Source organism: Mesorhizobium sp. M1329 (genome assembly GCF_040318035.1).
In the GTDB taxonomy this organism is placed as follows: Bacteria; Pseudomonadota; Alphaproteobacteria; order Rhizobiales; family Rhizobiaceae; genus Mesorhizobium.
In genome coordinates, this window is sequence record NZ_JAMYLN010000019.1 from 80,697 (window position 1) to 103,983 (window position 23,287).

Here is a 23,287-nt window from a genome sequence, read left to right on the forward strand (position 1 = left end):
ATGTTCATCCTGCGCTTCCTCTGGGCGGTCCTGACATCACGCTGGCTGTGGACACTGATTGGCATCACGCTGCTTTCCTTTGTGATCTGGGTATTCGGGCCGATCGTCAGGGTCGGCCCCTACGACCCTTTCGCCTCCGACAATGTGCGTATCGTCATCATCGCGCTGCTGGTCATCTTCTGGCTGATCTGGCTGATCGCTGCCCAGCGTCGGGCGATCCGTGCCAACCGTATGTTCGTCGCCGAAATCGCCGCGCCGGCGGTAGAGAAACCACTCAGCCCCGGCGAAGAGAATGTCGCTGCCGTCGGAGCCAAGTTCGGCGAGGTCATGGCCGAGTTGAAGCGCCGCAAACTGGGCGGTCGCAAGTTCCTGCGCGAGATGCCCTGGTACGTGATCGTCGGACCGCCGGCCACCGGCAAGACCACAGCCTTGCGGCAGTCGGGGTTGAACTTTCCGATCGACCTGACCGACGACCTGCAAGGGGTCGGAGGCACGCGCAATTGCGACTGGTTCTTTTCGGAGAGCGCCGTTCTGATCGACACTGCAGGCCGCTATGTCCAACAGGAGAGCCAACCCGACGTCGACGCGGTGGAGTGGCTGGGCTTCCTCGACCTTTTGAAGAAGCACCGGGGCCGTCGCGCGCTCAACGGTGTGATCGTCGCGCTTTCGATCGATGTGCTTTCGGAGGGCGACGACGCCATCAAGGCGCATGGCCGCAAGATCCGCCGTCGGCTGGCCGAGCTCAACGATCGCCTTGAAATCCGCCTTCCGGTCTATCTGATGCTGACCAAAGCCGACCTGATCAAGGGGTTCGAGGCTTTCTTCGGCGGCTTGTCGACGGCTGCGCGCGAGCAGGTTTGGGGCACTACGTTCGCACTCGACGCGCATGTCGATGCAAAGACCATCGAGCGGGAAATCGCGACGTTAGCAACCGAGCTCGAGCGGCGGCTGGTGCCCCGGCTGGAGGACGAAGACAAGCTTGCTGCCCGCGCCGAAATCTTCAGGTTTCCCGCCCAACTCGCCAGCCTGTCCGAGCCGATCCAGGTACTGATCGAGGCGATGTTCGGGGAAAGCAGGTATGAGGAGGCCGCCTGGCTGCGTGGCCTTTATCTGACGTCGGCGACCCAGGAAGGGGCGCCCATCGATCGGCTGACCGCGGCGCTGTCTGCCTCCTTCGGCCTTCCGCCGCGCCGGGCGTTGGCCGCGCCGCGTGTCGATAAACGCAGCTTCTTCCTGAGGAACCTGCTTACAGAAGTCATCTTCAAGGAAGCCGGCCTAGGCACCTTCGATCCGCTGGCGCAACGCCGCCGTGCCTGGATCTGGCGTGGCGCGGCCGCCGCCTGTGCCGCAGCCGCCCTGCTGGTCAGCGGCCTGTTCACCTGGTCCTATTACGACAACCGCAACGCGATCACGGCCCAGGCAAGCCAGTTCGAGGCGCTGCAAACGCCACTGACCTCGGCCGCGGCAAACCCGGCATCCGTAGAACAGCCTGCGATCGATGGCGCTCTCAGTGCGATGGATGAAGTCGCAAATGCCCGCACCCCGCCGCCTGGCGCGGCACAGGATTTGCTGGGGCCATCAGCCTCGGCGGAACTGGTGCGGGCACAGACCGACACTTACGATCATGCTTTGCGCAACGTTCTCGAGCCGCACATCGTGGCGCTGCTCGAGGCGACGATGTGGCGGCAGATCCGCGACCCGGACTTCATGCTTGGCGCGCTGAAGACCTATCGCATGATGACCGGCCTTTCTCAGATGGATCCGGATTTCGCCCAGAGCTGGTGGGTCAACAGTCTGCCCGAATTCGCCGCGGCTGCCCCCTTTCCGACAGCTGACGCCGAACAGCACCAGCTTGCCGCGATCCGTCGCATGGCGGTTGACGCCAGTTATATCGCTCCGGACCAGGCGCTGGTTGCCGAGGCACTGAAAACCGTCTGCACGATTTCCTTGCCGGCGCGTGCCTATAAACAATTGCTGGCCGACCCGGCGGTGACTGCGCTCAAGGAATGGATTCCTGCCAACTTCGCCGGCCCCAACGGCGCCAAGGTCTTTGCGCGGCGTTCCGACAAGACGCTTAGGGTCGGCATTTCGGGAGCGTTTACCTATGCCGGCTTCCATGACGCCATTCTCGACCGGGTCGAGGATGTCGCCGCCCAGGCAGCACTCGACCGGGCAGTGTTCGCCGGCGGTTGCTCGGAAAATTCCGAAACCTCGGTGTCAGCGCTGTCAGAAGATATTCTGAAGCTTTATTACGACGACTACATCGCGCAATGGGACAGCTTCCTGCGCGACATGAGGCTGGCGCCATTGACCGATCTCAACGTCGCCAGTGAGAACCTCAAGGACCTTTCAAGTGCCGACTCCGCGCTGAAGCGCCTGGTCACCGCGGTGGTCCAGGAGACCGAGCTTACGCGATCCGATGAAGCGCCGACAAACGACAAGGCAGCGGCGGCAGGTGGCTCGAAACTGCTTGGCAAGCTGGGCAAGCTCGGCAAGATCGTAAAAACCGGAGCAAAGCTTTTGCCGCGTGCCGGCTCCGCCGACGAGGTGGATCTTACCGGCAGTCTGGTGGCCGAGCATTTCAAGCCGCTCAAGGGTGCCATTGCCGAGGTCGACGGCCAGCCGCCGGCGCTCGACGCCGCCATTGTCGCGCTTACCGCACTGTCCAACGTGCTGCAGACGGTGACGGCCAATCCCGATCCTCAGGACGCCATCAAGAAGCAGGGCGGCCTCGCCGAACTGACTGGAGCGGTTGCCAGGCAGGCGCAGATCCTGCCCGACCCGATCGATGATTGGTTGGGCGGTATTGCCGGCGATACTAGCGGCCTGACACAGAAGGCGGTCACCTCGGAGCTCAACGCCATCTGGCGCGCCGACATCCTGCCGTTCTGCCAGGCAGCACTCAACAACCGCTATCCTTTCAGCCCTGACAGCGCCGTAGACGTCAATGTCCGCGACTTCGCCCGTCTGTTCGGACCGGCAGGGCTGATCGACACCTTCATCAACGACCATCTGATCAGCTATGTCGACACGTCGGCGCAGCCATGGAAATGGCGTGCCGATTTCGGCCTCGACCCGTCGGCACTGGCCGCGTTCGAACAGGCAAGGCGGATCCGCGATGATCTCTTTCCGGCCGGTACAGGCCCGCTGATGAGCTTCACACTCGAGCCGAAGGATTTGTCGCCTAATGTCGCGCGCGTGACACTCAACCTCGATGGCCAGAACCTCGTCTACTATAACAACGCAACGAGGCCGCAGCCGATGACGTGGCCCGGCAAGGACGGCACGGGCGTCATCTCGCTTGCCTTCCAGCCGATCGATGGCTCGCCCGAGATCTTGCTCAACGAGACCGGCAGCTGGGCGTGGCTGAGGATGTTGCGCAGCGGTCGCTTCACCGGCACCTCGCTGTCGGACGTCTACAGCCTGCGCCTGGGCACCAAAGGCATGTACGCCGATTTCCAACTCAAGGCCGCCAGCGTCGAAAACCCCTACAACCTGCAGATGTTCAAGAAGTTTTCATGTCCGCCGCAGATATGATCCTGCCCGGCTTTTACGGCAAGATGCCTGCTACCGGCGATTTTGTGACGCGGCGGCTGCCAGGAGATTTTGTTCGCGCCTGGGACCGCTGGTTGGCGCAGCATGTCGTCCCGCTCATTGGCTCGGAATCCTGGCCGCGGAGCACCGCGCTGCAGTTCCTGTCCGGTCCGGGTTTTCTCGGCGCATCGGCAGGCATCATCGTGCAGAGCGCCGACAGGGTTGGCAGGCAGTTTCCGTTGAGCGTCGTCGTGCAGCTTTCCGAGGCTCCCGTCGAGCTTGCCTATGCCGATGCATGGTTTGCCGAGATCGAAAGGGTGGCCATAGCCGCCCAGGGCGGCGAGCTGACGCCGGATGAATTGGATGGCGCGCTGGCTGCGTTGCCAGTACCGCAGGTTGAACCGGGCGAAGAGCTCATCAGCGATATGGTGATGTGGACAGCGCGTTCGGACATTTTCGACATCGACCCGCTGTCGCCTCAAACGACGCTGGAGCAAATCTTCGCGGCGAGCTGGGAGACCAGCTGATGCAGATCTGGAACCAGATGGGCTATCCGCACCAATTCACCATGGGCATGGACAAGGCCGGCCATGAATGGATCGTCGTGGTGGTGAAGGGCACGTTCGACTTTCCCGCGACGCCAGGCGGGCCGGCCCAAAAATCTGCGGAGCAAGTGCCACTCGTCTTTGCCGACATCCAGACGGGAGAGCCCGGCTACTCCGCCACGCTCTGGGAGACCGACTTCGCTTTTCGCAAGCCGCGTTGTGATGTGATCGCCAATGGCTTTGCGTACGCACCGGGAGGACGTCCGGCCGAACGTGTACCGGTCGGCATCAAGGTGGGCCATTGGTCGAAATTGTTCGAAGCCGTCGGCCACCGCGAGTGGCGCGCCATCGGACCGGTGTTCACCTCCACCGCCCCGCAGCCATTCCTGAAACTGCCGATATCATATGACGTCGCCTGGGGCGGCGTCGACAGGCTGGACCCGGAGGACCAACTTCCGGCCAGCTACAAGTACAATCCGGTCGGAACCGGCTGGTCGCGCACGAAGAATCAGCGTCTCATTCCCGGCCTACGGCTGCCCAATACGCAAGCTGTCGGCGAAGAAATCCGCTCGCCGTTCGGCGACTACAAGCCGATGAGTTTTGGTCCGATGGGACGCGGCTGGCCTGGACGGATCGAATATGGCGGCACCTACGATCAGAACTGGATCGACAACATTTTTCCCTTCCTCCCGCCAGACTTCGACGAGCGCTATTTTCAAATGGCGCCGCCCGACCAGCAGATCGATTCTCCGCGTGGCGGTGAAGAGGTCCAGTTGGTCAACCTGACGCCTGAAGGACGCGTGAGTTTTCGGCTACCCTCGACGGCACTGCCCATCGCTTTGTTCAAGGGCCGGCAAAAGGCTTACGAGGCCGACATTTATCCTGACACCGTTCTCCTCGAGCCCGAAGAACGTCGCTTCTCGCTGGTCTGGCGTATATCGCAACGCATTCAGCGGACCATCATCGATTTCTCAGAGTGCTGGGTCGGCCCGCCGACGCCGGCTATGCTGAGAGCGAGGAGCAAGGGGAAACGTTATATTCGCATAAACCACATCACGCCGGTGCGAGAGAGCGAAGCCGCATGAGCACGAGGCTCGACATCGTCTCGATCGGCATGGTGACGGCTGTCGGCCTCGACGCGCCGTCCGCCTGCGCTGCGATGCGGGCACGACTCGATGGATTCCAACAGACGCGGCTTCTTGGGTCCGCCGGCGAATGGCTGACCGGTGCGCCGATCCCGCTGCCGCGCAATTGGATCGGCGACAGGCGCATGGCGCATTTGGCGGCCGGCGCAATTTGTGAAGCATTCGACAGCGTAGCCGAGGCGCGCGGCCAGACAGCACTGATCCTATGCCTTCCCGAGGAGGACAGGCCTGGTAGGTATGTCCGCGATGATTCCGGTTTGCTCAGGAGCATTGCCGAGATCGTCGAAATCGAGCTGCATCCAAGCTGCAAAATAATCGCGCATGGAAGACCTTCCGGCATTGTCGCGTTGGATCATGCTCGACGGCTTCTGGCGTCAGGCGATGTGCCCTTTGTCATGATTGCCGGCGTCGACAGCTATCTAACAAGTCAGACGGTCACCCATTATCTTTCACGCAACCGCATCCTTACGCCTCGAAATCCTAACGGGTTCATACCCGGCGAAGCGGCGGCGGCGGTGATTTGCACCCAACATGGGCAAACAGGAATGCGGCTGTTCGGGCTTGGGCTCTCACGCGAGAACGCGTCGATTTACAACACCGAAGATTTGCCATTTCGCGCCGACGGCATGACGGCAGCCTATCGAGCGGCGTTCGAAGAAACCGGAATCGAAATGAACCGCCTCGGATACCGTATCGCCGATCTCGTAGGGGAGCAGTACTGGTTCAAGCAGAGCGCGCTGGCCAGCCTGCGCATGCTGCGCGGCCGGCACGAATTCCAGGACATCTGGTCGCCCGGAGAATCCCTCGGCAACATCGGAGCCGCCGTGGTGCCTCTCATGCTCGGCATGGCTTTTACCGCAGCGCGCAAAGATTATGCCGCGGGAAATCCGGTTTTGATTGAGGCATCAAACGATGCTGGCGCCTGCGGCGCAGCAATCGTCGCAGGGAGGCCGCTGTGATGGGCGCAGTGTTCGCCAACGGCTTGGAAATTTCCGGCAAGGCTGTGAACGCGCAGACGATCGCCGCATTCCCCGACGTCTGTTTCACACCGCCGGAAAACCCGGCAACGCCGCCTGGAGTACCCATCCCCTACCCCAGCTTCGGAATGGCCAGCGACACCGAGCAAGGCACAGGCACCGTCAAGATCGGCGGCAAGACCGTCAACATCAAGAACAAGTCGGACCTATCCAGAACATCCGGAACCGAGGCCGGCTGCGCCGCCAAGAAAGGCGTTATCACATCAAAGAATACCGGAAAGGGCTACTTCAATTCCTGGTCCAACGATGTGAAGTTCGATGGCGAGCCGGTCATCCGCATGACGGATCTGGCCACCAACAACCATGCATCGCCCATCGGAAATACGGTTACGTGGCCGCACACCGCGGCAATAAGCGTCAATGGGCAAGACTGCGCGACAATTTTGAACAGCGTTGGGATATACATCCATCAACACAAGGATTCCGATTGCCAGCACCCGACCGAGTCCGAGCACTGCTTCGAGAATCAGATGTTCCAGCGTAGTCGCGGCGGCGACAACTATTCCGGCTGGGGAAACTACGACGTCGACACAGCGCCCTGCATCTGCATGGAATCCTACAAGAAAACCAAGACCGGATATCGCAAATCCGGCTCCGGGTCGAAACGCGGCTCGCCGCACAACAAGAAGACTAAAGATGTCCGCGATTTCTTGAAGAAAAAGCGCAGCCCGACCCTAGGCGATGCGATCAAGAAGGTGCAGCAAGCGGTCGGCGACCATCATGAAAAGCTGCAGAGCTGCACAAAACAGGAGAAGGAGGACGCGCTCGAATGTCTCAAGCTTGTTCTCCTCGACTACCTTGCTGACTGCGCCAGAGCACCGAAGCCGACGCACGCTGAGTTGTTGGCTAAACCGATAAGGAAGAAGTGATGCGTGAACCCGAAACCATCGCCGATTTCGACCCCGAAGAAATCGATGTCCAGGCCGTTGACGGATTCCATCATGGCGGCAATCGCTTCAGCGCGAGCTTCGAGTTGAGCGATCCCGATGACGAGTTCAGCCGGTCCTATCTTCTCGAAATCGAGCTGGGGCGAACTATTCGCTTCAACGCAAGGCTTCAGATCGAGGACGCGTTACGCTCGCACGTCAGTTTCGGGAGTCAGGATCATATTGCGCTCGAACTCGGCGGGATCATCCACGACCTCCCGCCCGGGGCGGCGTCACGCACGGAATTGCCCGAAGGTGTGCTGACGCGTTTATGGGCGCCGTCCCGCGACCGTGTCTTCGCAATTGGAGGGCTCGGCGTGAGTTATCTGCGTGAGCGAGGCCAATGGGACCAATTGGACACCTTTGAGAAGGCTGTGCTCAACGATATCCATGGCCGAGATGGCGGGCCAATCTATTGCGCTGGCGACCGAGGACTTCTTCTAAGGCTCAACGGGCGGCACTGGGATCGTATTGATCTTGGTGTCGAGGAAAACTTCAACACCGTCCTGGCCGGCGCTGCAGGCGAGGTATACATCGGTGGGGCGAACGGGGCGGCCTACGAGCTGCGCGACAGCCAATTGATTTTGCTGAAGGCCGATGAGGTCGACTACTACGACATCTGTGAATTTCGCGGCAAACGATACTGGTCGGACATGAGCTATGGCGTTTCGGTGCAGCAGGGACGTGAGCTCGTGCCCATGCTGGAAACGGAACAGGGCTTTACAATGTCGGCGACCGATGAGTTTCTTGTTGTCGCGGGCTGGCACGAATTCTTTCTGTTCGACGGCACCAACTGGTCTGGCTTCGAAATGGGCTATGACGGCAACATTTTTCTGCGAGCGGTCGACATGAACAACTATCGCTAGATTAAAGTTGTTTCTGTTGCAGCGCCATCGCCAGATACTGCCTCACTTTGACAAGGTCTAAATCCACGACCCTAATTGGCTTGGGCGCCACCAGCATCCGCAGCACGAAGAGTTCTCCAGCCTCATGGAATTCTTCATAGCGCTCCTGCGCGATCTTGTGGCCGCGGTCTCCGGCTACCCGCAGCCCATCCAGATGGGCCTCCAATCTTTCGATCAGGCGGGCAAGGCGCACTTCGTCCATCTCCGGATTTTCGTCGGGATGGAGTAGGTGATGGTCATAGATCATCCAGAGAAACGCCGCCATTTCGGCATGCTGTCGGACAATATCGCGCAGGATTGGCGGCGCCATCAGTTCAAGTTCACTGAGCCACCACGGATACGATTGGCGGCGCTCGCGTGGCTCGTAACGTAGGTACCCCGGATAGTGATATGGCCGTCTTTTTCGAGAATGATCGTGGCCTTGCCGCAACGCAGCTCTATGCGCTCGTCGCCCACAATGCGTACTTCTTTGCCATCGCGTATGACTTGCGCCTGAGGCGTGCGGCTAAGTTCCACAATGCGTCCGACGATTAGCGGCCGGCCGACATCGCCACCTTCAAATAACAGCGCAACTTCGGAACCGATCATGTCGGAGCGCATCTCGGCCAGACTTCGCGCTCTCACGGCTGTCTCGCTTTCATTGCCTGGGAATACGACGAGCGGCGCTTCGTCGTCGAAGCCAAGAAAGACTCCGATTATCACACCTTCGATCCGCTTTCGGGTCTTGTTCATCCAGCCGCCCTCAGTTCTGCTTGATCTCCGAACCCTTCATCGTGATGTCACTTGAAGCCTTCACGTTAATCTTGCCCGAGGCTTTCACGGAAATGTCCTTGCCTTCGATGTTGATGGTCCCGTCCTTTTTCATGGAGATCGCCGCTGATCCGCATTTGATCACGATAGAATCGCCCGCTTCGATCAACAAATCCTTGCCCACCTTGATGGCACCGTCCTCACCAATCTGAACAAGGCTGCCCTTGGCAATCTTCAGCGAGCGCGCACCGCCGACATCAGTCGCATCGTCCTCGGCAATGTTGGCGTCTCGCCCCTTACCTATCTGCGAAGAATGTGCGCCAGCGACCTTGAAACTCTGGTCGGCACCTATCTGGACGGATTGGTTCGATGCGATCTGCCAGCTGTCGGCAGCACCAATGGCATGGCTCTGCCCCGCCCCGACGGTGACCGACCGCGACGCGCCGATTGTGTTCGTCTGTACCGCGCCGACGCTTCGTGTCTCCGAGGCACCGACCGTATCGACGCGCGCCGCCCCAACCGTGATTGTCTGGACAATAGCTACGGTCTGCGAATGGTTGGCGTCTATGTTTTCGGTAGAGTTCGCGCCGATGTGGATCGTCTCGTTCGATCCGACTGTCAGCGACCGATTCACCCCAACCGTCTCGGTGTCGTTCGACCCGATGTTGGTTGTCTGGTCGACGCCGACCTTGACCGTCTTGTTGTTGCCGACGTCCTCGTCGAGGTTGTGGCCGACGGAGTGCTTGGCGTCGTGGTCGATGCGGTCGGACTGATCGTGCTGAACCAGCTTGTTGCGGTCGTGCTTGATCAGGAGGTGATGGTCCTTCTGCGCCTGGAAGTTGACCAGCTCGGAGCCGGCCTTGTCCTCGAACATCAGTTCGTTGTAGCCACCGCCTCCTTTTGACGAATCGGATTTCCAGCCGGATTGCGTGGCGTTGCCGGGCAGCCCGTAAGGCGGCATCTGCGCGGCATTGTAGACCCTGCCGGTGATAATCGGCAGGTCAGGATTGCCTTCGATAAAGTCGACGATGACCTCTTGCCCGATGCGCGGTATCTGGATGAAACCCCAGCCGCTCCCGGCCCAGGTCTGCGAAACTCGCACGAAGCAGGAACTGTTCTGGTCCTTCTTGCCCAACCGGTCCCAATGAAACTGGACCTTCACCCGCGCATACTTGTCGGTGAATATCTCCTCGCCGGACGGACCGACCACCGTCGCCGTCTGGGGACCGCGCATGATCGGCCGTGTCGTGACCCGCGGCGGACGATAGGGCAAGGCCGTGGGTGCCACGCCAAGGATCACCTTGAAGTTCTCGCTGTCGACGTCGGCATGGGGTCTGTAGCCAGGGTCAAAGAGCCTGTATTCGGCGCTGACCACCAGATACTCCTGGTTCTGGTCCTCGCGCGGAAAGCCGTCCAGCTTGAACGTGCAGCCTGAGTACAGGCCGCGCACTGTTCCAACCGCGGCGATGCGCTGGTGCACCGCCTGGATTTCCTCGCGCCGGATCGCCGCCAGGCTGTCGCCGCGGCCCACTTCCAGATGCGCGCCGGGTTGCCGGTAATTCTCCCCCGCAGCCAACTTGTGACTGAACGGCTGGGCCGACTTGGCCATCAGGTCGGCGCCCGGTTTCTTGAAATCATAATCGGTATGGACATAGGAGCCCGGCCGCACCGAGCTGCCCGGGATCCATTCGGTGATATATTCGACATCGCGCCGGGAGCCCTGCCCCTCAAAGTGGTACGGCACTTTTTCATAGCCCGGCGCCGGCTTCAGCTTGCTCATCGCATCGGCCAGCACAAGGGTATGCTTGCGCTCGCCATGCTCGAAGAAATACAGGATGCCTTCGTGCTCGAGCAGCCGCTGCACGAAGTCGAGATCGGTCTCGTCGTACTGGACGCAGTACTCGCGCGGCGGATAGGACCCTTGCAGGCGCTTCTCGAATCTTGCCGTGTTGTATTTCGAAAATACCTCTTCAACGATTTCGATGACACTCATGTTCTGGAAAATGCGGCAGTCGGTCGTATTGCCGAGAAACCAGAGCCATGGCCGGACGACGGCTTCGTAATAGGCCAGCCGGTCTTCGATCCGGGTAAGGCGAAAGTCCGACACGATGCCGCTGAACCAGCGCTGGGGGTTGGATTCACCTTCGATTGAAACGGCGCCGCCCAGCATCTTCAGCGGATCGATATCCTGGCTGGGGCTCACGAACCCGACCGTATAGGCCAGACAACGACTGATCTCATCGCGCCCGACGAGATGTGTGAAGGTCAACAGCTCATCGCCAACCGGCGTTTGCACCACCGCGGCGCGTTGTTCACTCGGCATGGGTCGTGCCCCTCCTTGGCCCGGCAGCCAGCGCGGTGGATTTGAATATCCGGTTCAGGAGATCGAAATCGCATCGACCTCGATGGTTGCCAGTCCATATGGAACGTACCACATCTTGTTGTGCTGGCCAAAGAGGACATGAAGAGTCGCCCGGCCTGCGTTGCCAAGGTTCGCTCGCTGCGTTGCGCCACGTGATGCGAAATTTGGGATTAGCCACTCTAAAAACATGGAGTATCGTGTCGGCAAGGCCGCCAGCGATCACACAGGCGATTTCGCATGTTAATCAGTCTGCAGATCAGCAATGTCGATGCCCTGCCCGCTGGCGTGTCGCCCGGCTACCGATCGCGTAATCGCAGCTTCAAAATCGGGCGCGAACATTGCGACTGGATCTTGCCTGATCCTGACAAGTTCATCTCAGGCCGGCATTGCCAGATCCGATACGAGGCAGGCGCGTTTTGGCTGCACGACATTTCGCGCAATGGCACTTTCATCAATGGATCGAGCCAACGCATCACCGGTCCGCGCCGGCTAGACCACGGCGACAGGCTCCTGGTCGGTCGCTACGTCATCTTGGTATCGATTGACGACGAGCATGCAACGCCAACTGATCCGGAGGCCGACCGAGGTTCGACGCAAGGACAGATGCCGGCCGCGGCCGATCGGCTGCTTGATTCCGGAGGCGAGCCTCTCTTCCGTTCGGCAGAGCGATGGCTGGGGCAAGCACCGCCATCGACATCATCGCTGCCTAGGGCCGTCCCCTCGACTACAGACGAGGTGCTGCGGGAAATTGCAATCGGCGCAGGCATCTCGCCGGAATTGTTTCAATTGCGTGATCCGCATGAAGTCGCTGCCGAAATCGGCGCAGTGCTTCGCACGGTGGTCGAGCAGCTGGCCATGCTGCTGAAGGCACGTGCGGCTGCAAAGACATTGGCCAAGAGCCCACATCGAACGATGATAAGCTCCGCTGAAAACAATCCCCTCAAATTTGTCCCCGGCACCGACGACATACTCGAAATCATGTTCGCGCGGCGCAGGGCCGGCTATCTCGATGCCAGGCGCAGCGTCGAGGACGCGTTCCGCGATCTCAAGGCGCACGAATTTGCCACCTATGCCGCCATGCAAGCAGCGCTCTCGCGACTGCTTGACGACCTGTCTCCGGAAGCGATCGGCAAAAAGCTCCCGCCGACATCGTTTACCTCGAAGAAGGCCCAAGCATGGGACGCTTTTGTCGGGACGTGGAGGAGCATGGAGGAAGCACACGAAAACGGCATGCTGGATATATTCTTGGCCTATTTTAGCGATGCCTATGCCAAAGCTGCCAAGCACAAATAGACCGGCGCAACAGACTGCGCCGCTGTAGCTGACGAAGAAAAGAGCGTCGGCGCACCGCATCATGTTCCAATCGGGAACATCTGGGACTACGATCACATGCGACAGTTCGCCAAGCGGGTAAGCCTGATTGACCTGGGGGTCTGCGGCAAATGTCACATTGCGGCACCATACTTTCTTGTAGCTCCGGACCGCCTTGCCGGAAGGACCATTGCGTGCCCTATCCAGCCAGGAAAGATCTGGCGCCTCTCGCACGTGAGCGCGGACACTGCACGGCAGCGGCATATCGGCGATGAGCTCGAAGGACGATCCTTTCGGCCCGGTCGGCAAGACCGTCATCCGCACCAATCCACGACGCGGGCAGAATACGAAACCAGCCGCAAACGAACCGATTGCGAAGACCGTCGCGCCCCCGCATGTCAAGGAATCGACAGTTTTCGATCCTGACATAGGTCGGCATATGCCGCCGGACTGGACATCCGGAACCATTCTTTATCAGGGAGCATCGTCCGGTACAGCGGCCAGAGCCGAGGCGGCCGGGTCAAGGCCGACCATTCAGCAGGAGGTGCTGCTTGGCGCCGCAGACACGGTAAAATATTCGACGGCAAATCCGATCCTCGCTGCGTCAGCGCCGTTGCTCGTCCTGTTCGGGCATCTCAGGCTCGTGCCGGTCGAAAGACAGGCGGCGCCATTGGCCGAACATATCGCCGATGCAATCGAGAGGTTCGACTGGACGCTGGAGAAGTCAGGGGTTCCCGAAGAGGATGCGCGGATCGCGAAGTTTGCCCTTTGCGAAACCGCCGATGATCTTGTGGGCAACCTGCCTTGGGCCGGCGAGGACACCTGGGCACAGCACAGTATGCTGTCGCGGTTCTTTCACATCGAGCCCACCGGCGCCGGCTTTTATGAAGCACTGAACAAGGTGCTGGCCAATCCTGAGCCACACTTAGACCTGCTCGAGCTGATGCATGTGTGCCTGTCCCTGGGATTTGAGGGCCAGTATCGTGGCCTGGCGCGCGACGATACCAGTCTCGAACGTGTGCGGCGCGACGTCTACGAGACGATTCGCTACTTCAGGGCCCGTGCCGGAGAGGACATCTCCCCCCGCTGGCAAGGCATGGCCGCTACGATGGTGCCGTCTTCGACCCGCCTGCCGCTCTGGGGTGTTGCTGCAGCGGCGTCAGCCCTGCTGACGGCCGCGTTCTTCACGCTGCGGGCGTTCATGACCGATGAAGGCGATGCTGCCGCCAGACAATTGCTGGCGCTCAATCCCTCGACGCCTGTGACGATCGAGCGCGCCAGTGTGGTACCCCCACTTGCCAAACCGGTGACAGCCGCCTCGCCTGCCGTGACCGGCCAGATCGACCGCATCCGCTCAGCACTGTCCACGCAAGTCGAGCGCGGCGGGATCACCGTCGGCACAAAAGGCGACTTCATCGTAGTGGAGATCAACAATCAATTGTTGTTTCAGCCCGGCAAGACCGAAGTGAAGCCCGAGTTTCTGCCGCTGGCCGCACAGATTGCCGCAGCCCTTGAGCACGAGCCAGGGCCAATCAGGATCGTTGGCCACACGGATAATGTGAAACCACGGAAATCAAGCACGTTCAAATCGAACTTTGACCTTTCGGTCGCCCGCGCGAACGCTGTCGAAACAATGATCGCCGCGAAGCTTAGCGATCCCTCGCGAGTAATCGCCGAGGGCAAGGGCGAAGATGAGCCAATTGCCGACAATGCGACGTCCGAGGGCCGCGCCAAGAACCGCCGTGTCGACGTTATGATCCCCAAGGAGGAAACGCTGTGAACACCGCCGGTGGGAAACGCCAATGATGCGTTGGCTGCCGCGGATATCCAGCACGGCCGCGTTAGGCGGTTTTGCGGCGGCGATCTGGTTTGCTGGACCTTTGATCCGCTTCGCCGATATCCGGCCGCTGGGACCTGTCTGGTTGCGCGCGACAATCATCGGCACGATCGTGGTGGCCGCGGCCCTCGTTTACGGAGTGCGCGCCTGGCATGTGAGGAAGGCGGAAAAAGCGCTCGAGACGATCATTGCCCGCAACGACGGGGGCAATGACGATTCACCGGTGCTCGAGGCGCGCATGAGTGAGGCCATCGCAGCACTCAAGCGCTCGAGCGGTAAGCGCAATTTCCTTTACGATATTCCCTGGTACATCGTCATTGGCCCGCCGGGCGCCGGCAAAACGACGGCACTGGTCAATTCGGGTCTGAATTTTCCGCTTGCCGGTTCAGGAGAGGCCCAGCCGGTGGCCGGAGTTGGCGGCACCCGCTCCTGCGACTGGTGGTTTACCGAAAAGGCTGTGCTGATCGACACGGCGGGACGATACACCACGCAGGATTCCAACACTGGAAGCGACAGCAAAAGTTGGCTTGCGTTTTTGTCACTGCTGAAGAAACACCGCACCAGACAACCGATCAACGGGGTTATCCTGGCCATCAGCCTTGCCGATCTCATCAGCCTCGATGACCAGCAGCTTGACGCCCATGTCGTTGAAATACGCAGTCGCCTGAGGGAGATCCACGAGACGCTGAAAATCCAGTTTCCGGTGTACCTGCTTTTCACCAAGGCCGATCTTGTTGCCGGCTTCATGGATTATTTCGGCAGTTTCGAGGAGCCGCGCAGGCGCAAGGTCTGGGGCGCGACATTCCAGACCACAGACCGCAATAAGAACATGGCCGGTGAGGCTTCGGCCGAATTCGATGCACTGGCGAACCGCTTGGCGGACGAGATGCCTGATCGCCTGCAGGAAGAGCCTGATCCGGTCTCGCGCATATCGATTTTTGGCTTTCCGGCCCAGTTTTACGCGCTGAAGGGCCGAATTGCCAATTTCGTGACCAGCCTGTTCGATCCGGTCCGCAGCCAGGTGAACGTCAGCTTGCGTGGGCTCTACTTCTCGTCGGGGACCCAAGAGGGAACGCCTATCGATCAGGTGCTGGGCGCAATCGGCCGCAGTTTCGGCAACAATTCCCGCCCCCACCTGTCCGGGACCGGCAAAAGCTTCTTTTTGCACGATCTCCTGACTGATGTCATTTTCGCCGAATCCGGGTGGGTTTCCTATGACCGAGCGACCGAGAGGCGGGCAGCGGCCCTCAGATATGGCGGCTTTGGCATCATAGCCTTGATCACTGCAGCGGCCCTTGGCGCGCTCGGGATGAGCTTCATGGCCAACCGCTCGCTGATCGCCTCCACCACGCAGGCGACGAGCCAATATCGCGAGACAGCCGACGCCCTGCTCAAAAGCACCACGGTCACCGATGTCGACCTTGAAAACGTCATCGGCCCGCTCGACCAGTTGCGCAAGATGCCGGCCGGTTTCGAAACCAGTGACTTACCGATACCGATCGAGGAAACGGTCGGCCTTAGCCAGCGGGAAAGGCTTCTTTCGGCATCGACAACAGCCTACCGGCAAGCACTGGAACGAATGTTGCGGTCGCGTCTGCTTGTTCAGGCCGAGCGGACCGTCCAGGCGACGATGGCTGAGCCCGCCGCGCTCTACGAACCGCTCAAGATCTACCTGATGCTTGGCGGCAAAGCACCCAAGGTCGATGACGCATTGATCATCTCCTGGATGAAGCAGGATTGGGAACAGAACCGGTATCCAGGCGAGAGCAACCGCGAAGGACGCGCGCAGCTCGAAAAGCACCTGCGCGCCATGCTTGCGTTGGACGATGCCTATGATCCGGCTTTCGAACTCAACCAGCCGCTTGTGGAAGCCGCCCAACGTTCACTCGGGCGCATGAGCCTTACCGATCGTGCGTCCGCATTGATCAAGTCGGCGGTGTACGCGGCTGCGCTGGACGATTTTTCTGTTTCGCAAAAAGGCGGGCCGGAAGCGCAGCTTGTGTTCGAGCGCGTCGATGGCGGCGATCTGTCGAAGCTCCGTGTTCCCGGTCTTTACACCCATGCCGGATTCAACAACTTTTATCTCGGACAGCTTTCGCGCATTGCGCAGACACTCGTCGACGACCAGTGGGTCCTGGGCGGTGGCGGCGAGCAAGGCGGGATCGATCAGGAGTTGCTCAAGCTCGGCCCCGAACTTCTCGATCGCTACGGCAAGGAGTTCGCAGCCGCGTGGAACAGCGTTCTCAATGGTTTGAAATTCAAAGCCATGCTGAACGACAAGCCGCACTATGTCGCGCTTTCCGCCGTTGCCTCACCAAGCTCGCCGATCGAACAGCTTTTTGCCGCGATTGCCGAGGAAACAGCCTTGGCGCGCGACCCTGTCTCCGGTGAAGACTCAGGCAATGGGACGCAAGCCGGCACCGTCATGCGCCAGTCCCAGGACGCTGCGGACATGGCCAAGGGCCTGGCTCGCATCGGCATTCAAATTAGCTCCGCAAAGTCGCAAAGCCGTGCCGGTATGGGGTCGGCGAAATTTCAAACCCAGAGCCCCGGGGCAAACATCGAAGCGCAGTTCAGGTCCTTCCAGGCTCTGGTAAGCGGGCCTTTTGGACACCGACCGATCGATGCGCTGACCCAGAATTTTCGCGATATCCAACAGAGCCTGCAACTGGCAACCGAGGTCCCTTCGCAGACGGAACGTGTCAACGCCAACCTTCAGCTGCAGATAGCCACCCTTCGCGCCAATGCATCGCGTCTGCCCAAGCAACTCGGCAGAATGGTCAACGCAACTGCAGACGAATTTGAGGGCAACGCGGCTGAAATTTCGTTGACGAATCTGAACGAGATGCTCGACCAGGCCGTCACGCAGCCCTGCGAGGAGGCGGTCAACGGCCGCTACCCGTTTGCCGGCGATGGTACCGAGGATATTGCGATGGCGGACTTTGCCAAGCTGTTCTCTCCGGGCGGCCTGATGGATCGGTTTTTCGCACTAAACCTTGCTTCCTTGATCGACATGAGCGGCCAGGACTGGAGCTGGAAACAGAATGCGCGCTTTGGGCGCGATCTGTCGAAGTCGACGCTGAAAAACTTTCAGGTGGCTGCGGAAATCCGCAACGCCTTTTTCCCCTCGGGCGGATCAATGCCCTCGGTCAACCTGACGTTTACTCCGTTCTCGCTGAACGGCGATGCAGATTCTGCGGTGCTCGACATCGATGGCCAGATCGTGCAGAGCAACCAGGCGGGTAACACGCCAAGCACGGTGTCCTGGCCGAGCGGCGCGGCCTCGGCGTCCGCCAGTCTGAGACTTACACCGGAAATGCCGGGCCGCGAATCCGTTATCAGCTTCGACGGGCCGTGGTCGCTGAAGCGGTTGCTGGACAAGGCGACGATCACCAGCAAAGACGGCACTGTTGAGGCGCGCTTCGTGGTTGGTGGACGCGACGTCAGTTATACGATCCAGACCGGTCCCGGACCCAGCCCCTTCTTCCTTCCCGCACTTTCTGTATTCAGCTGTCCGAAGGCTTTCTGAGAGGATTTGAGCCTCGCCGAGGGCAAGTGGGATCGCGAAATCTAGTCGATCTGAGGTTTGTCTTGCATCAATGAGCGGCATCAGCGAACGCCTGGTTGATGTGCGTATCCAAACCATCGCCTGCCAAACGGTGCCTTCCCCATCCGGGCAAGAACCCGCCTCGCCAGGGCCCCACGAGCGGCGTTCGTCCGAAGGACCGTATCGAGAACCGTCGCCGGCAGCACTGGCGGCGTGCTACTTGGCGGGCAGCAAAACGGATTTCCGATAAGTCTCGAGCACTGCTGCAACCTTCGTCGAACATGCTCGATAAGGATCGGGTCTCCTTTGGCAGAAGTTGAAAGTCAGCTCTCTTAAGTTGAAAGTCAGCTCTCTTAAAGAGAGCGAGGCACATCTCGCTGGAATGGTGTCGCGATTGGTAGGCCAATCCATCCGGCTGATCTCGATGCGCCCACAGCGCATCAGACCAAAGGCCGCAAGGTTCATAGGGGCCCGTCGAAATCGCATTGTCAGTGCCCATGGTTTGAAGGCCCGGCCCATACAGACGCGCAACGCGCAAGGGCCGGTCCGCGACCAACCCCGATGCCGAACGCTCCACTATATCCGCCATGCCGACCATGAGGCGTTGCGGATTGCGCAGCTGTGGTTCGGCCAACGCCCGGCGAAGCGTCAGACCGGCATAAAGGACCACGAACCGTCCGCCCGCGCTGTCAAAACGGTTCGTCGGTGGCACGCCCCGTCCCGGTCCGAAAAAAATCGGGTCGAGCCAAGATCGGTGAACACGGTGCAGCACCTGACCGGCTTCTATTTTGTCAATAGAAAGCGAGATATCGTCAAGCCAATCGGGAGGAGGAGGCGCCAGGCCGGGTGGACCGCGGCGCGGGGCCCGATCCACGGAAATCATGCAAACCCATCCACAGCCTCACTGCGTAGAATGCGCAGAACTGAATCCGCCTCGCCGGCCCTCAACGCCTCAAGTGGCGTGCGCCCTCCGAGCACCGAGTCGGGGGCGAGCAAGAAGTCCAGCGCCATCCACGATCCGGCTGAAGTGTAGGCCCGCACAACGTCCGCGATGCCGGCGACCATATCCGTTTCGTCAAATTGGCAAGCAGGATAGTGCCAGTCGCTCCCCTGCCGAACCGCAAGCAACGACCCGGCCCGCCGGCGCTTGTCCACTGCCTGACGCGAGATGCCGAGCAGCCGTCCGGCATTCTCGGCCGACAGCGTGCCGCCCGCACGCTCAATTAGAATTTTGCGGTGTTCGACGTTTCTTGCCAGGGCGGGGACGAGTGGATCGAGTTCTATGACGGCTGACCCGATGACGTCCGACTGGCTGAGAAGCCGGGCGAGCGAACCGGCATCGGTCGGGGCCGACAATGCGTCCAGAACCTTTGGTGAGGCAGTGGCTGCAATGCGCTCAAGCGCCGATGTGGCGCGTCGAAGAAACACTGCCTGCAGACTATCAGACCCGATAATATTAGTGTTTGGCGCTGTTCGAGCCATGCTGATCTCACTGGTTGACATCAGGAATATATAGAAACGATGTTGCCTGCGTTAACCAGCCGGATGTCACGGCGAGGATCGATAGTTGGCTATTATCTACCCTCCTGTTTGAACTGCGTCGGCAATGCGCGCTGGGTGGGCACGCTGCTCACTCGGATCCTGGAAGAAGTCGGGCTCCTGGCAGTGGCATCCAGGTGGTCTTCTGGGGAGCCGATAATGGCGAGATCCTACGAGGTCTTTCCGCACATTCCGGGGTACTGACCGCTGCTTGGTTGGTTGTGAGATGAGCTGGAACGCTTAGGGACCGGCAAGCCGTGCCAGATGGGAAGATCGCAGCATGCGCAGTTGAGCAGGCAACTGAGCGCTGCCGCTCCCTCAAATCATCTCTTGAGCTCTTTCTCGTGGTGACCCGCCACAACGGTCAGGCGCTCAAAGCTAGATTTCGATATTTTAATATTCGAGCCTGTGGCAAAGTGGCGCCAGCGAGCGCCTGAGAGTGCGCTGCAGAGGACGCTTCGAGAAGCGCTTGGTGGCAAGTTGAGCGATGTCGCCCTTTCCTTTGAAAGCTTCGGCGTGAGCCACAATGGCTGTGTCCGTGAGCACAATGAAGACAACTATCTGGTCGAGCCGCGAACCGGCCTGTGGGTGGTGGCCGACGGAATGGGTGGGCATGAAGCCGGAGAGGTTGCTTCAGCCAGCATCGTCGATCATCTGGCCACGATCGGCATTGCCAGTTCCGCCCCGGATCTTCGTGCACGCTTCGAGGACAGGCTGAGCCGTGCCAACGCCGAGATCCGCAGGATCTCCGAGTCCCGCGGCATAACCATCGGCTCCACCGTTGCCGCCCTGTTGGCGATGGATGGGCGATTTGCCTGCCTGTGGGCGGGCGACAGCCGGGTCTATCTGATCCGCAACGGCGCGATCTCACAGATCTCGAAGGACCACACCGAAGTTCAGGAACTTCTCGACCGCGGCATGATCAGCGCAGCCGAGGCGCTCACCTGGCCGCGCCGCAATGTCATCACGCATGCGGTAGGCGTCAGCGACGAAATCGTCATCGATTTCCAGCAAGGCGAAATCATGCCCGGAGACATCTTTGTGTTGTGCACCGATGGGCTGACGGCGCATCTGACCGATGCCGAGATCGGCGCCACGGTTGTGACTGCGACACCTCAGGCGGCCTGTGAGGCTCTGCTGAAAACGGTGCTGGAGCGAGGCGGGACAGACAATGTCACGATTGTGCTGGTAAAATTCGCAAACAGAAGCAATGGGCACCCCCCCTACCCTGATCTGTCCAGAGCGGAGGGTTGAGGCCGATGAGCGCCGACGACAAGACGCGAATATCGCCGCAGCTGGCCAACACCGCCGTCGGTACGCAGCTTAGCGGCATCTACGAACTTGACGAGCGGATCGCATTCGGCGGCATGGGTGAGGTCTACCGCGGGCACAACATTCAGACTGGCGACCATGTCGCGATCAAGATCGTCCTGCCCGAATTTGCCCGCGACCCGACGATCTTGTCCTTGTTCCGCAAGGAAGCGTCGATCCTCAATCACCTCTCGCATGATGCCGTCGTGAGATATCACGTCTTCACCATCGACCCCGGAATCGGTCGTCCTTACCTTGCGATGGAATTTGTCGACGGCGAGTCGCTTTACGACATCATCCGGCGTGGCCCGATGCCGACTGAAGAGGTACGCAAGCTCTGCCATCGCCTCACGTCGGGTCTGAGCGCCGTGCATGAGGCGGGAGCAATTCACCGCGACCTCTCTCCGGACAACATCATCTTGCCAGGCGGGCGGGTTGACCGCGCCAAGATCATCGATTTCGGTATCGCGCGATCGGCGACCGTCGGCGGTGAGACCCTGATCGGCGGAAAATTCGCGGGAAAGTACAACTACGTTTCCCCCGAACAGCTTGGGCTATACAGCGGCGATGTCAGCGAGCAGTCCGACATCTACAGCCTGGGGCTAGTGCTGGTTGCCGCCCTGCGCGGCAAGCCGATCGACATGAGCGGGTCCCAATTCGAGATCATCGAAAAGCGTCGGACCGTGCCTGACCTGTCCGACATCGACGACGATTTTCGCGGCATCGTTGAAGCCATGCTGCAGCCGGATCCGCGAGACCGCCCGGTAAGCATGGCGGAGATCGCCAGGATGACGCGTGACGAGGACGAAGGGACATCGCCACCGACGTCCATCCCAAACCGCGACAGGCCGGGTCTGCCACGAGCGGGGCAAACGCTTGCGCCCAATCCGAAGGCCTCGTCCCCGCCATCCAATGTCTTGGGCCACGAAGCGCCTTTGGCAACAGGCTCGACTGGGCAGCGGTTTGTCCCGCATGTCCGGCCGGCGCTGTTGTCCGAACCGCGAGCCTCACCGGTCGCCGCGCCGCCACGTGCGGTCGTGGGCGCTGTTCCTGGACGATCCACAAAGACGCGAACCATCGCAATCTCTGCCTTCGCGACATTGGCTCTCGCCTCAGTTGCCGGCGTTTATTTCAGCGGCTTTACAACGCCCTCCGCGCCGAGCGCCAGCAAGACCTCGCTTTCCGCGCCAGAGCCCCCACAGCCTGCCCCACGAGCAACGATACCTGTCCCCGAAGCATCAATGCCAGAGGCAGAGGCATCGAAGCCGCTGGCGACGGACAATGTTGCGGACACCCTTGAACCGCCACAGGAAGTTCCAGCCCCAAAGCCGCAAACGGAGACTGCGTTAGCACCAGCCGAAAATCAGGCAGGGGCCGCAGATCGAATGCCGCCGCCGGCAGCGTCGCCCAAGATACTCCCGAAATCCGAGGAAACGTCGACGCCGTCAGCAAGTGCGGCGCAACCGCCGGCCGAAAACGCAACGCCGTCAATTCAGCCCGAAACGCCCTCGCCACCTGCCAAGCTTGTTCCTGCCCTCCCGCCGGTCGAAAAGGCTCCGACGCCGCCCGAACCAGACGCCGCGGCGAGCCAAAAGCCTGAACAGCAGGCAAGCCAACAGGCGGAGGCGAAACCGGCCACGCCAGCTCCCGAACCGGCTGCAGGTCAGGCAGATGCGACGAGCGCAAAGGAGCAGCAGGCCGACCTGCCGCCGCCCAAACACCAGGCGAGCCGGCCGGCGAAGGCGATACCCGCAGCGCCCGTTCCCAAGCCGGCTGAACGCCAGCCGGATGCGACGAGGGCAAAGGAGCAGCAGGCCGACCTGCCGCCGGCCAAAGAACCAGACCAGGCCGTGGTCGCCCTGAACTTGCCTAAGCCAGAAGTTGCCCCGGTAATCGACGATATAGCGCAACGCGTCTCGTGGGTTCGCGACTTCAGCGGTGGCGACTGTTTCTACGCCGCCGTGACCTCGATAACCGATAAGACCGCTGCCATCGAAGGATTTGGAACCGCGGTCCAGCCCTTCGAGCAGATGTTGGCTGATTTCCAGGCAAAGTTCCACGTTGAGCCGGACATCAACGTGCGCCTCATTGAGCCGAGCCAGTGCGAAGTCACCAACTTCCTGCGCTTTCTGGGGCAGACTGCTGGCGAAAAGCCGCAGCTTGTCCTCGATCGAACATCGGTGCCGAACGGTACGCCGATCAGCGGTACGCTGGTGACGCGTGGCGGGCTCATTTCCAGCGTGCTGCTGATCGACCACAAAGGCATGATGTTCAACCTCGACGACCGCATGGTCGTGCAATCGGACAAGGCTACCTTCAGCATCCCGATCGGTCTCGGCGCCGCCGACAGGGCAGCAGGCAAGGCCGTGCCGCAGATCATCATGGTGATTACCGGGCCCCAGGATATCCAGTTGGCTGCATTCTCCACGCCAATGCCAGCCTCACGGCTGTTGCCCAAAATTCTCGAGGAAATCGAGGCCAAGGGATCCAAGTTCTCGGCCAGTGCCAAGTATTTCCGGCTCGGCGGGTAGCATGGGC

The 23,287-nt window shown here is 60.5% G+C and carries 16 protein-coding genes; 11 read left to right on the forward strand and 5 right to left on the reverse strand.

The genetic code is table 11. The features are described from left to right. From tssM (NKH21_RS19740) to NKH21_RS19765, 6 genes are read left to right on the forward strand one after another with little or no spacing between them, the layout of a single operon-like run. A complete protein-coding gene (gene tssM, locus NKH21_RS19740) occupies positions 1–3,537 on the forward strand; it encodes a type VI secretion system membrane subunit TssM (protein ID WP_352867013.1) in 3,537 nt (1,178 codons plus the stop codon). Continuing rightward, positions 3,519–4,061, forward strand: coding sequence for a type VI secretion system-associated protein TagF (gene tagF, locus NKH21_RS19745; RefSeq protein WP_352867016.1), 543 nt, complete (start codon positions 3,519–3,521; stop codon positions 4,059–4,061). Before tssM (NKH21_RS19740) ends, tagF begins: the two co-directional genes overlap by 19 nt. After that, the gene (locus NKH21_RS19750; RefSeq protein ID WP_352867017.1) at positions 4,061–5,164 is read left to right on the forward strand and encodes a DUF2169 family type VI secretion system accessory protein; all 1,104 of its coding nucleotides are present in this window, start codon (positions 4,061–4,063) and stop codon (positions 5,162–5,164) included. The genes tagF and NKH21_RS19750 overlap by 1 nt, the downstream gene beginning before the upstream one ends. Then, positions 5,161–6,183 (forward strand): 3-oxoacyl-ACP synthase, encoded by a 1,023-nt coding sequence (locus NKH21_RS19755; protein WP_352867019.1) that lies wholly within the window; start codon positions 5,161–5,163, stop codon positions 6,181–6,183. The genes NKH21_RS19750 and NKH21_RS19755 overlap by 4 nt, the downstream gene beginning before the upstream one ends. Beyond that, positions 6,183–7,130, forward strand: coding sequence for a DUF4150 domain-containing protein (locus NKH21_RS19760; RefSeq protein WP_352867021.1), 948 nt, complete (start codon positions 6,183–6,185; stop codon positions 7,128–7,130). Before NKH21_RS19755 ends, NKH21_RS19760 begins: the two co-directional genes overlap by 1 nt. Further along, positions 7,130–8,053, forward strand: coding sequence for a beta propeller repeat protein (locus NKH21_RS19765; RefSeq protein WP_352867022.1), 924 nt, complete (start codon positions 7,130–7,132; stop codon positions 8,051–8,053). The genes NKH21_RS19760 and NKH21_RS19765 overlap by 1 nt, the downstream gene beginning before the upstream one ends. A gap of 1 nt (position 8,054) precedes the next feature. Here the strand turns inward: NKH21_RS19765 and NKH21_RS19770 are convergent, their stop codons facing one another. The 3 genes from NKH21_RS19770 to NKH21_RS19780 are packed head-to-tail and all read right to left on the reverse strand — an operon-like array spanning position 8,055 to position 11,165. Continuing rightward, positions 8,055–8,402, reverse strand: a complete 348-nt coding sequence (locus NKH21_RS19770; RefSeq protein WP_502911902.1) for a hypothetical protein — start codon at positions 8,400–8,402, stop codon at positions 8,055–8,057. Then, complete coding sequence (locus NKH21_RS19775) at positions 8,402–8,824, reverse strand: DUF6484 domain-containing protein (RefSeq protein WP_352867023.1); 423 nt, start codon at positions 8,822–8,824, stop codon at positions 8,402–8,404. Before NKH21_RS19775 ends, NKH21_RS19770 begins: the two co-directional genes overlap by 1 nt. Before the next feature lie 10 nt (positions 8,825–8,834). Further along, positions 8,835–11,165, reverse strand: coding sequence for a type VI secretion system Vgr family protein (locus NKH21_RS19780; RefSeq protein ID WP_352867025.1), 2,331 nt, complete (start codon positions 11,163–11,165; stop codon positions 8,835–8,837). 276 nt (positions 11,166–11,441) lie between these two features. Between NKH21_RS19780 and tagH the strand changes: the two genes are divergently transcribed. The 3 genes from tagH (at position 11,442) to tssM (NKH21_RS19795) (ending at position 17,881) form a co-directional block, all read left to right on the forward strand. Beyond that, positions 11,442–12,497: a type VI secretion system-associated FHA domain protein TagH gene (tagH, locus tag NKH21_RS19785; protein ID WP_352867027.1), complete on the forward strand. Its 1,056-nt coding sequence runs from the start codon at positions 11,442–11,444 to the stop codon at positions 12,495–12,497. A 457-nt stretch (positions 12,498–12,954) separates the two neighbouring features. Then, positions 12,955–14,295 (forward strand): type VI secretion system protein TssL, long form, encoded by a 1,341-nt coding sequence (tssL, locus tag NKH21_RS19790; protein ID WP_352867054.1) that lies wholly within the window; start codon positions 12,955–12,957, stop codon positions 14,293–14,295. 22 nt (positions 14,296–14,317) lie between these two features. Beyond that, positions 14,318–17,881: a type VI secretion system membrane subunit TssM gene (gene tssM / locus NKH21_RS19795; protein ID WP_352867029.1), complete on the forward strand. Its 3,564-nt coding sequence runs from the start codon at positions 14,318–14,320 to the stop codon at positions 17,879–17,881. Between the two features lie 67 nt (positions 17,882–17,948). Here the strand turns inward: tssM (NKH21_RS19795) and NKH21_RS19800 are convergent, their stop codons facing one another. Together NKH21_RS19800 and NKH21_RS19805 are read right to left on the reverse strand one after the other, a co-directional pair. Continuing rightward, positions 17,949–18,782, reverse strand: coding sequence for an RES family NAD+ phosphorylase (locus tag NKH21_RS19800; RefSeq protein ID WP_352665786.1), 834 nt, complete (start codon positions 18,780–18,782; stop codon positions 17,949–17,951). Continuing rightward, a complete protein-coding gene (locus NKH21_RS19805; RefSeq protein WP_352665787.1) occupies positions 18,779–19,381 on the reverse strand; it encodes a DNA-binding protein in 603 nt (200 codons plus the stop codon). Before NKH21_RS19805 ends, NKH21_RS19800 begins: the two co-directional genes overlap by 4 nt. 537 nt (positions 19,382–19,918) lie before the next feature. Here NKH21_RS19805 and NKH21_RS19810 point away from each other — a divergent pair. Together NKH21_RS19810 and NKH21_RS19815 are read left to right on the forward strand one after the other, a co-directional pair. Then, positions 19,919–20,692, forward strand: a complete 774-nt coding sequence (locus NKH21_RS19810) for a PP2C family protein-serine/threonine phosphatase (RefSeq protein ID WP_352665788.1) — start codon at positions 19,919–19,921, stop codon at positions 20,690–20,692. Positions 20,693–20,697: 5 nt separating this feature from the next. Continuing rightward, positions 20,698–23,280 carry a serine/threonine-protein kinase gene (locus tag NKH21_RS19815; RefSeq protein WP_352867032.1) on the forward strand — a complete coding sequence of 861 codons (2,583 nt, stop codon included), beginning with the start codon at positions 20,698–20,700 and terminating at the stop codon, positions 23,278–23,280. Positions 23,281–23,287: the final 7 nt, after the last annotated feature.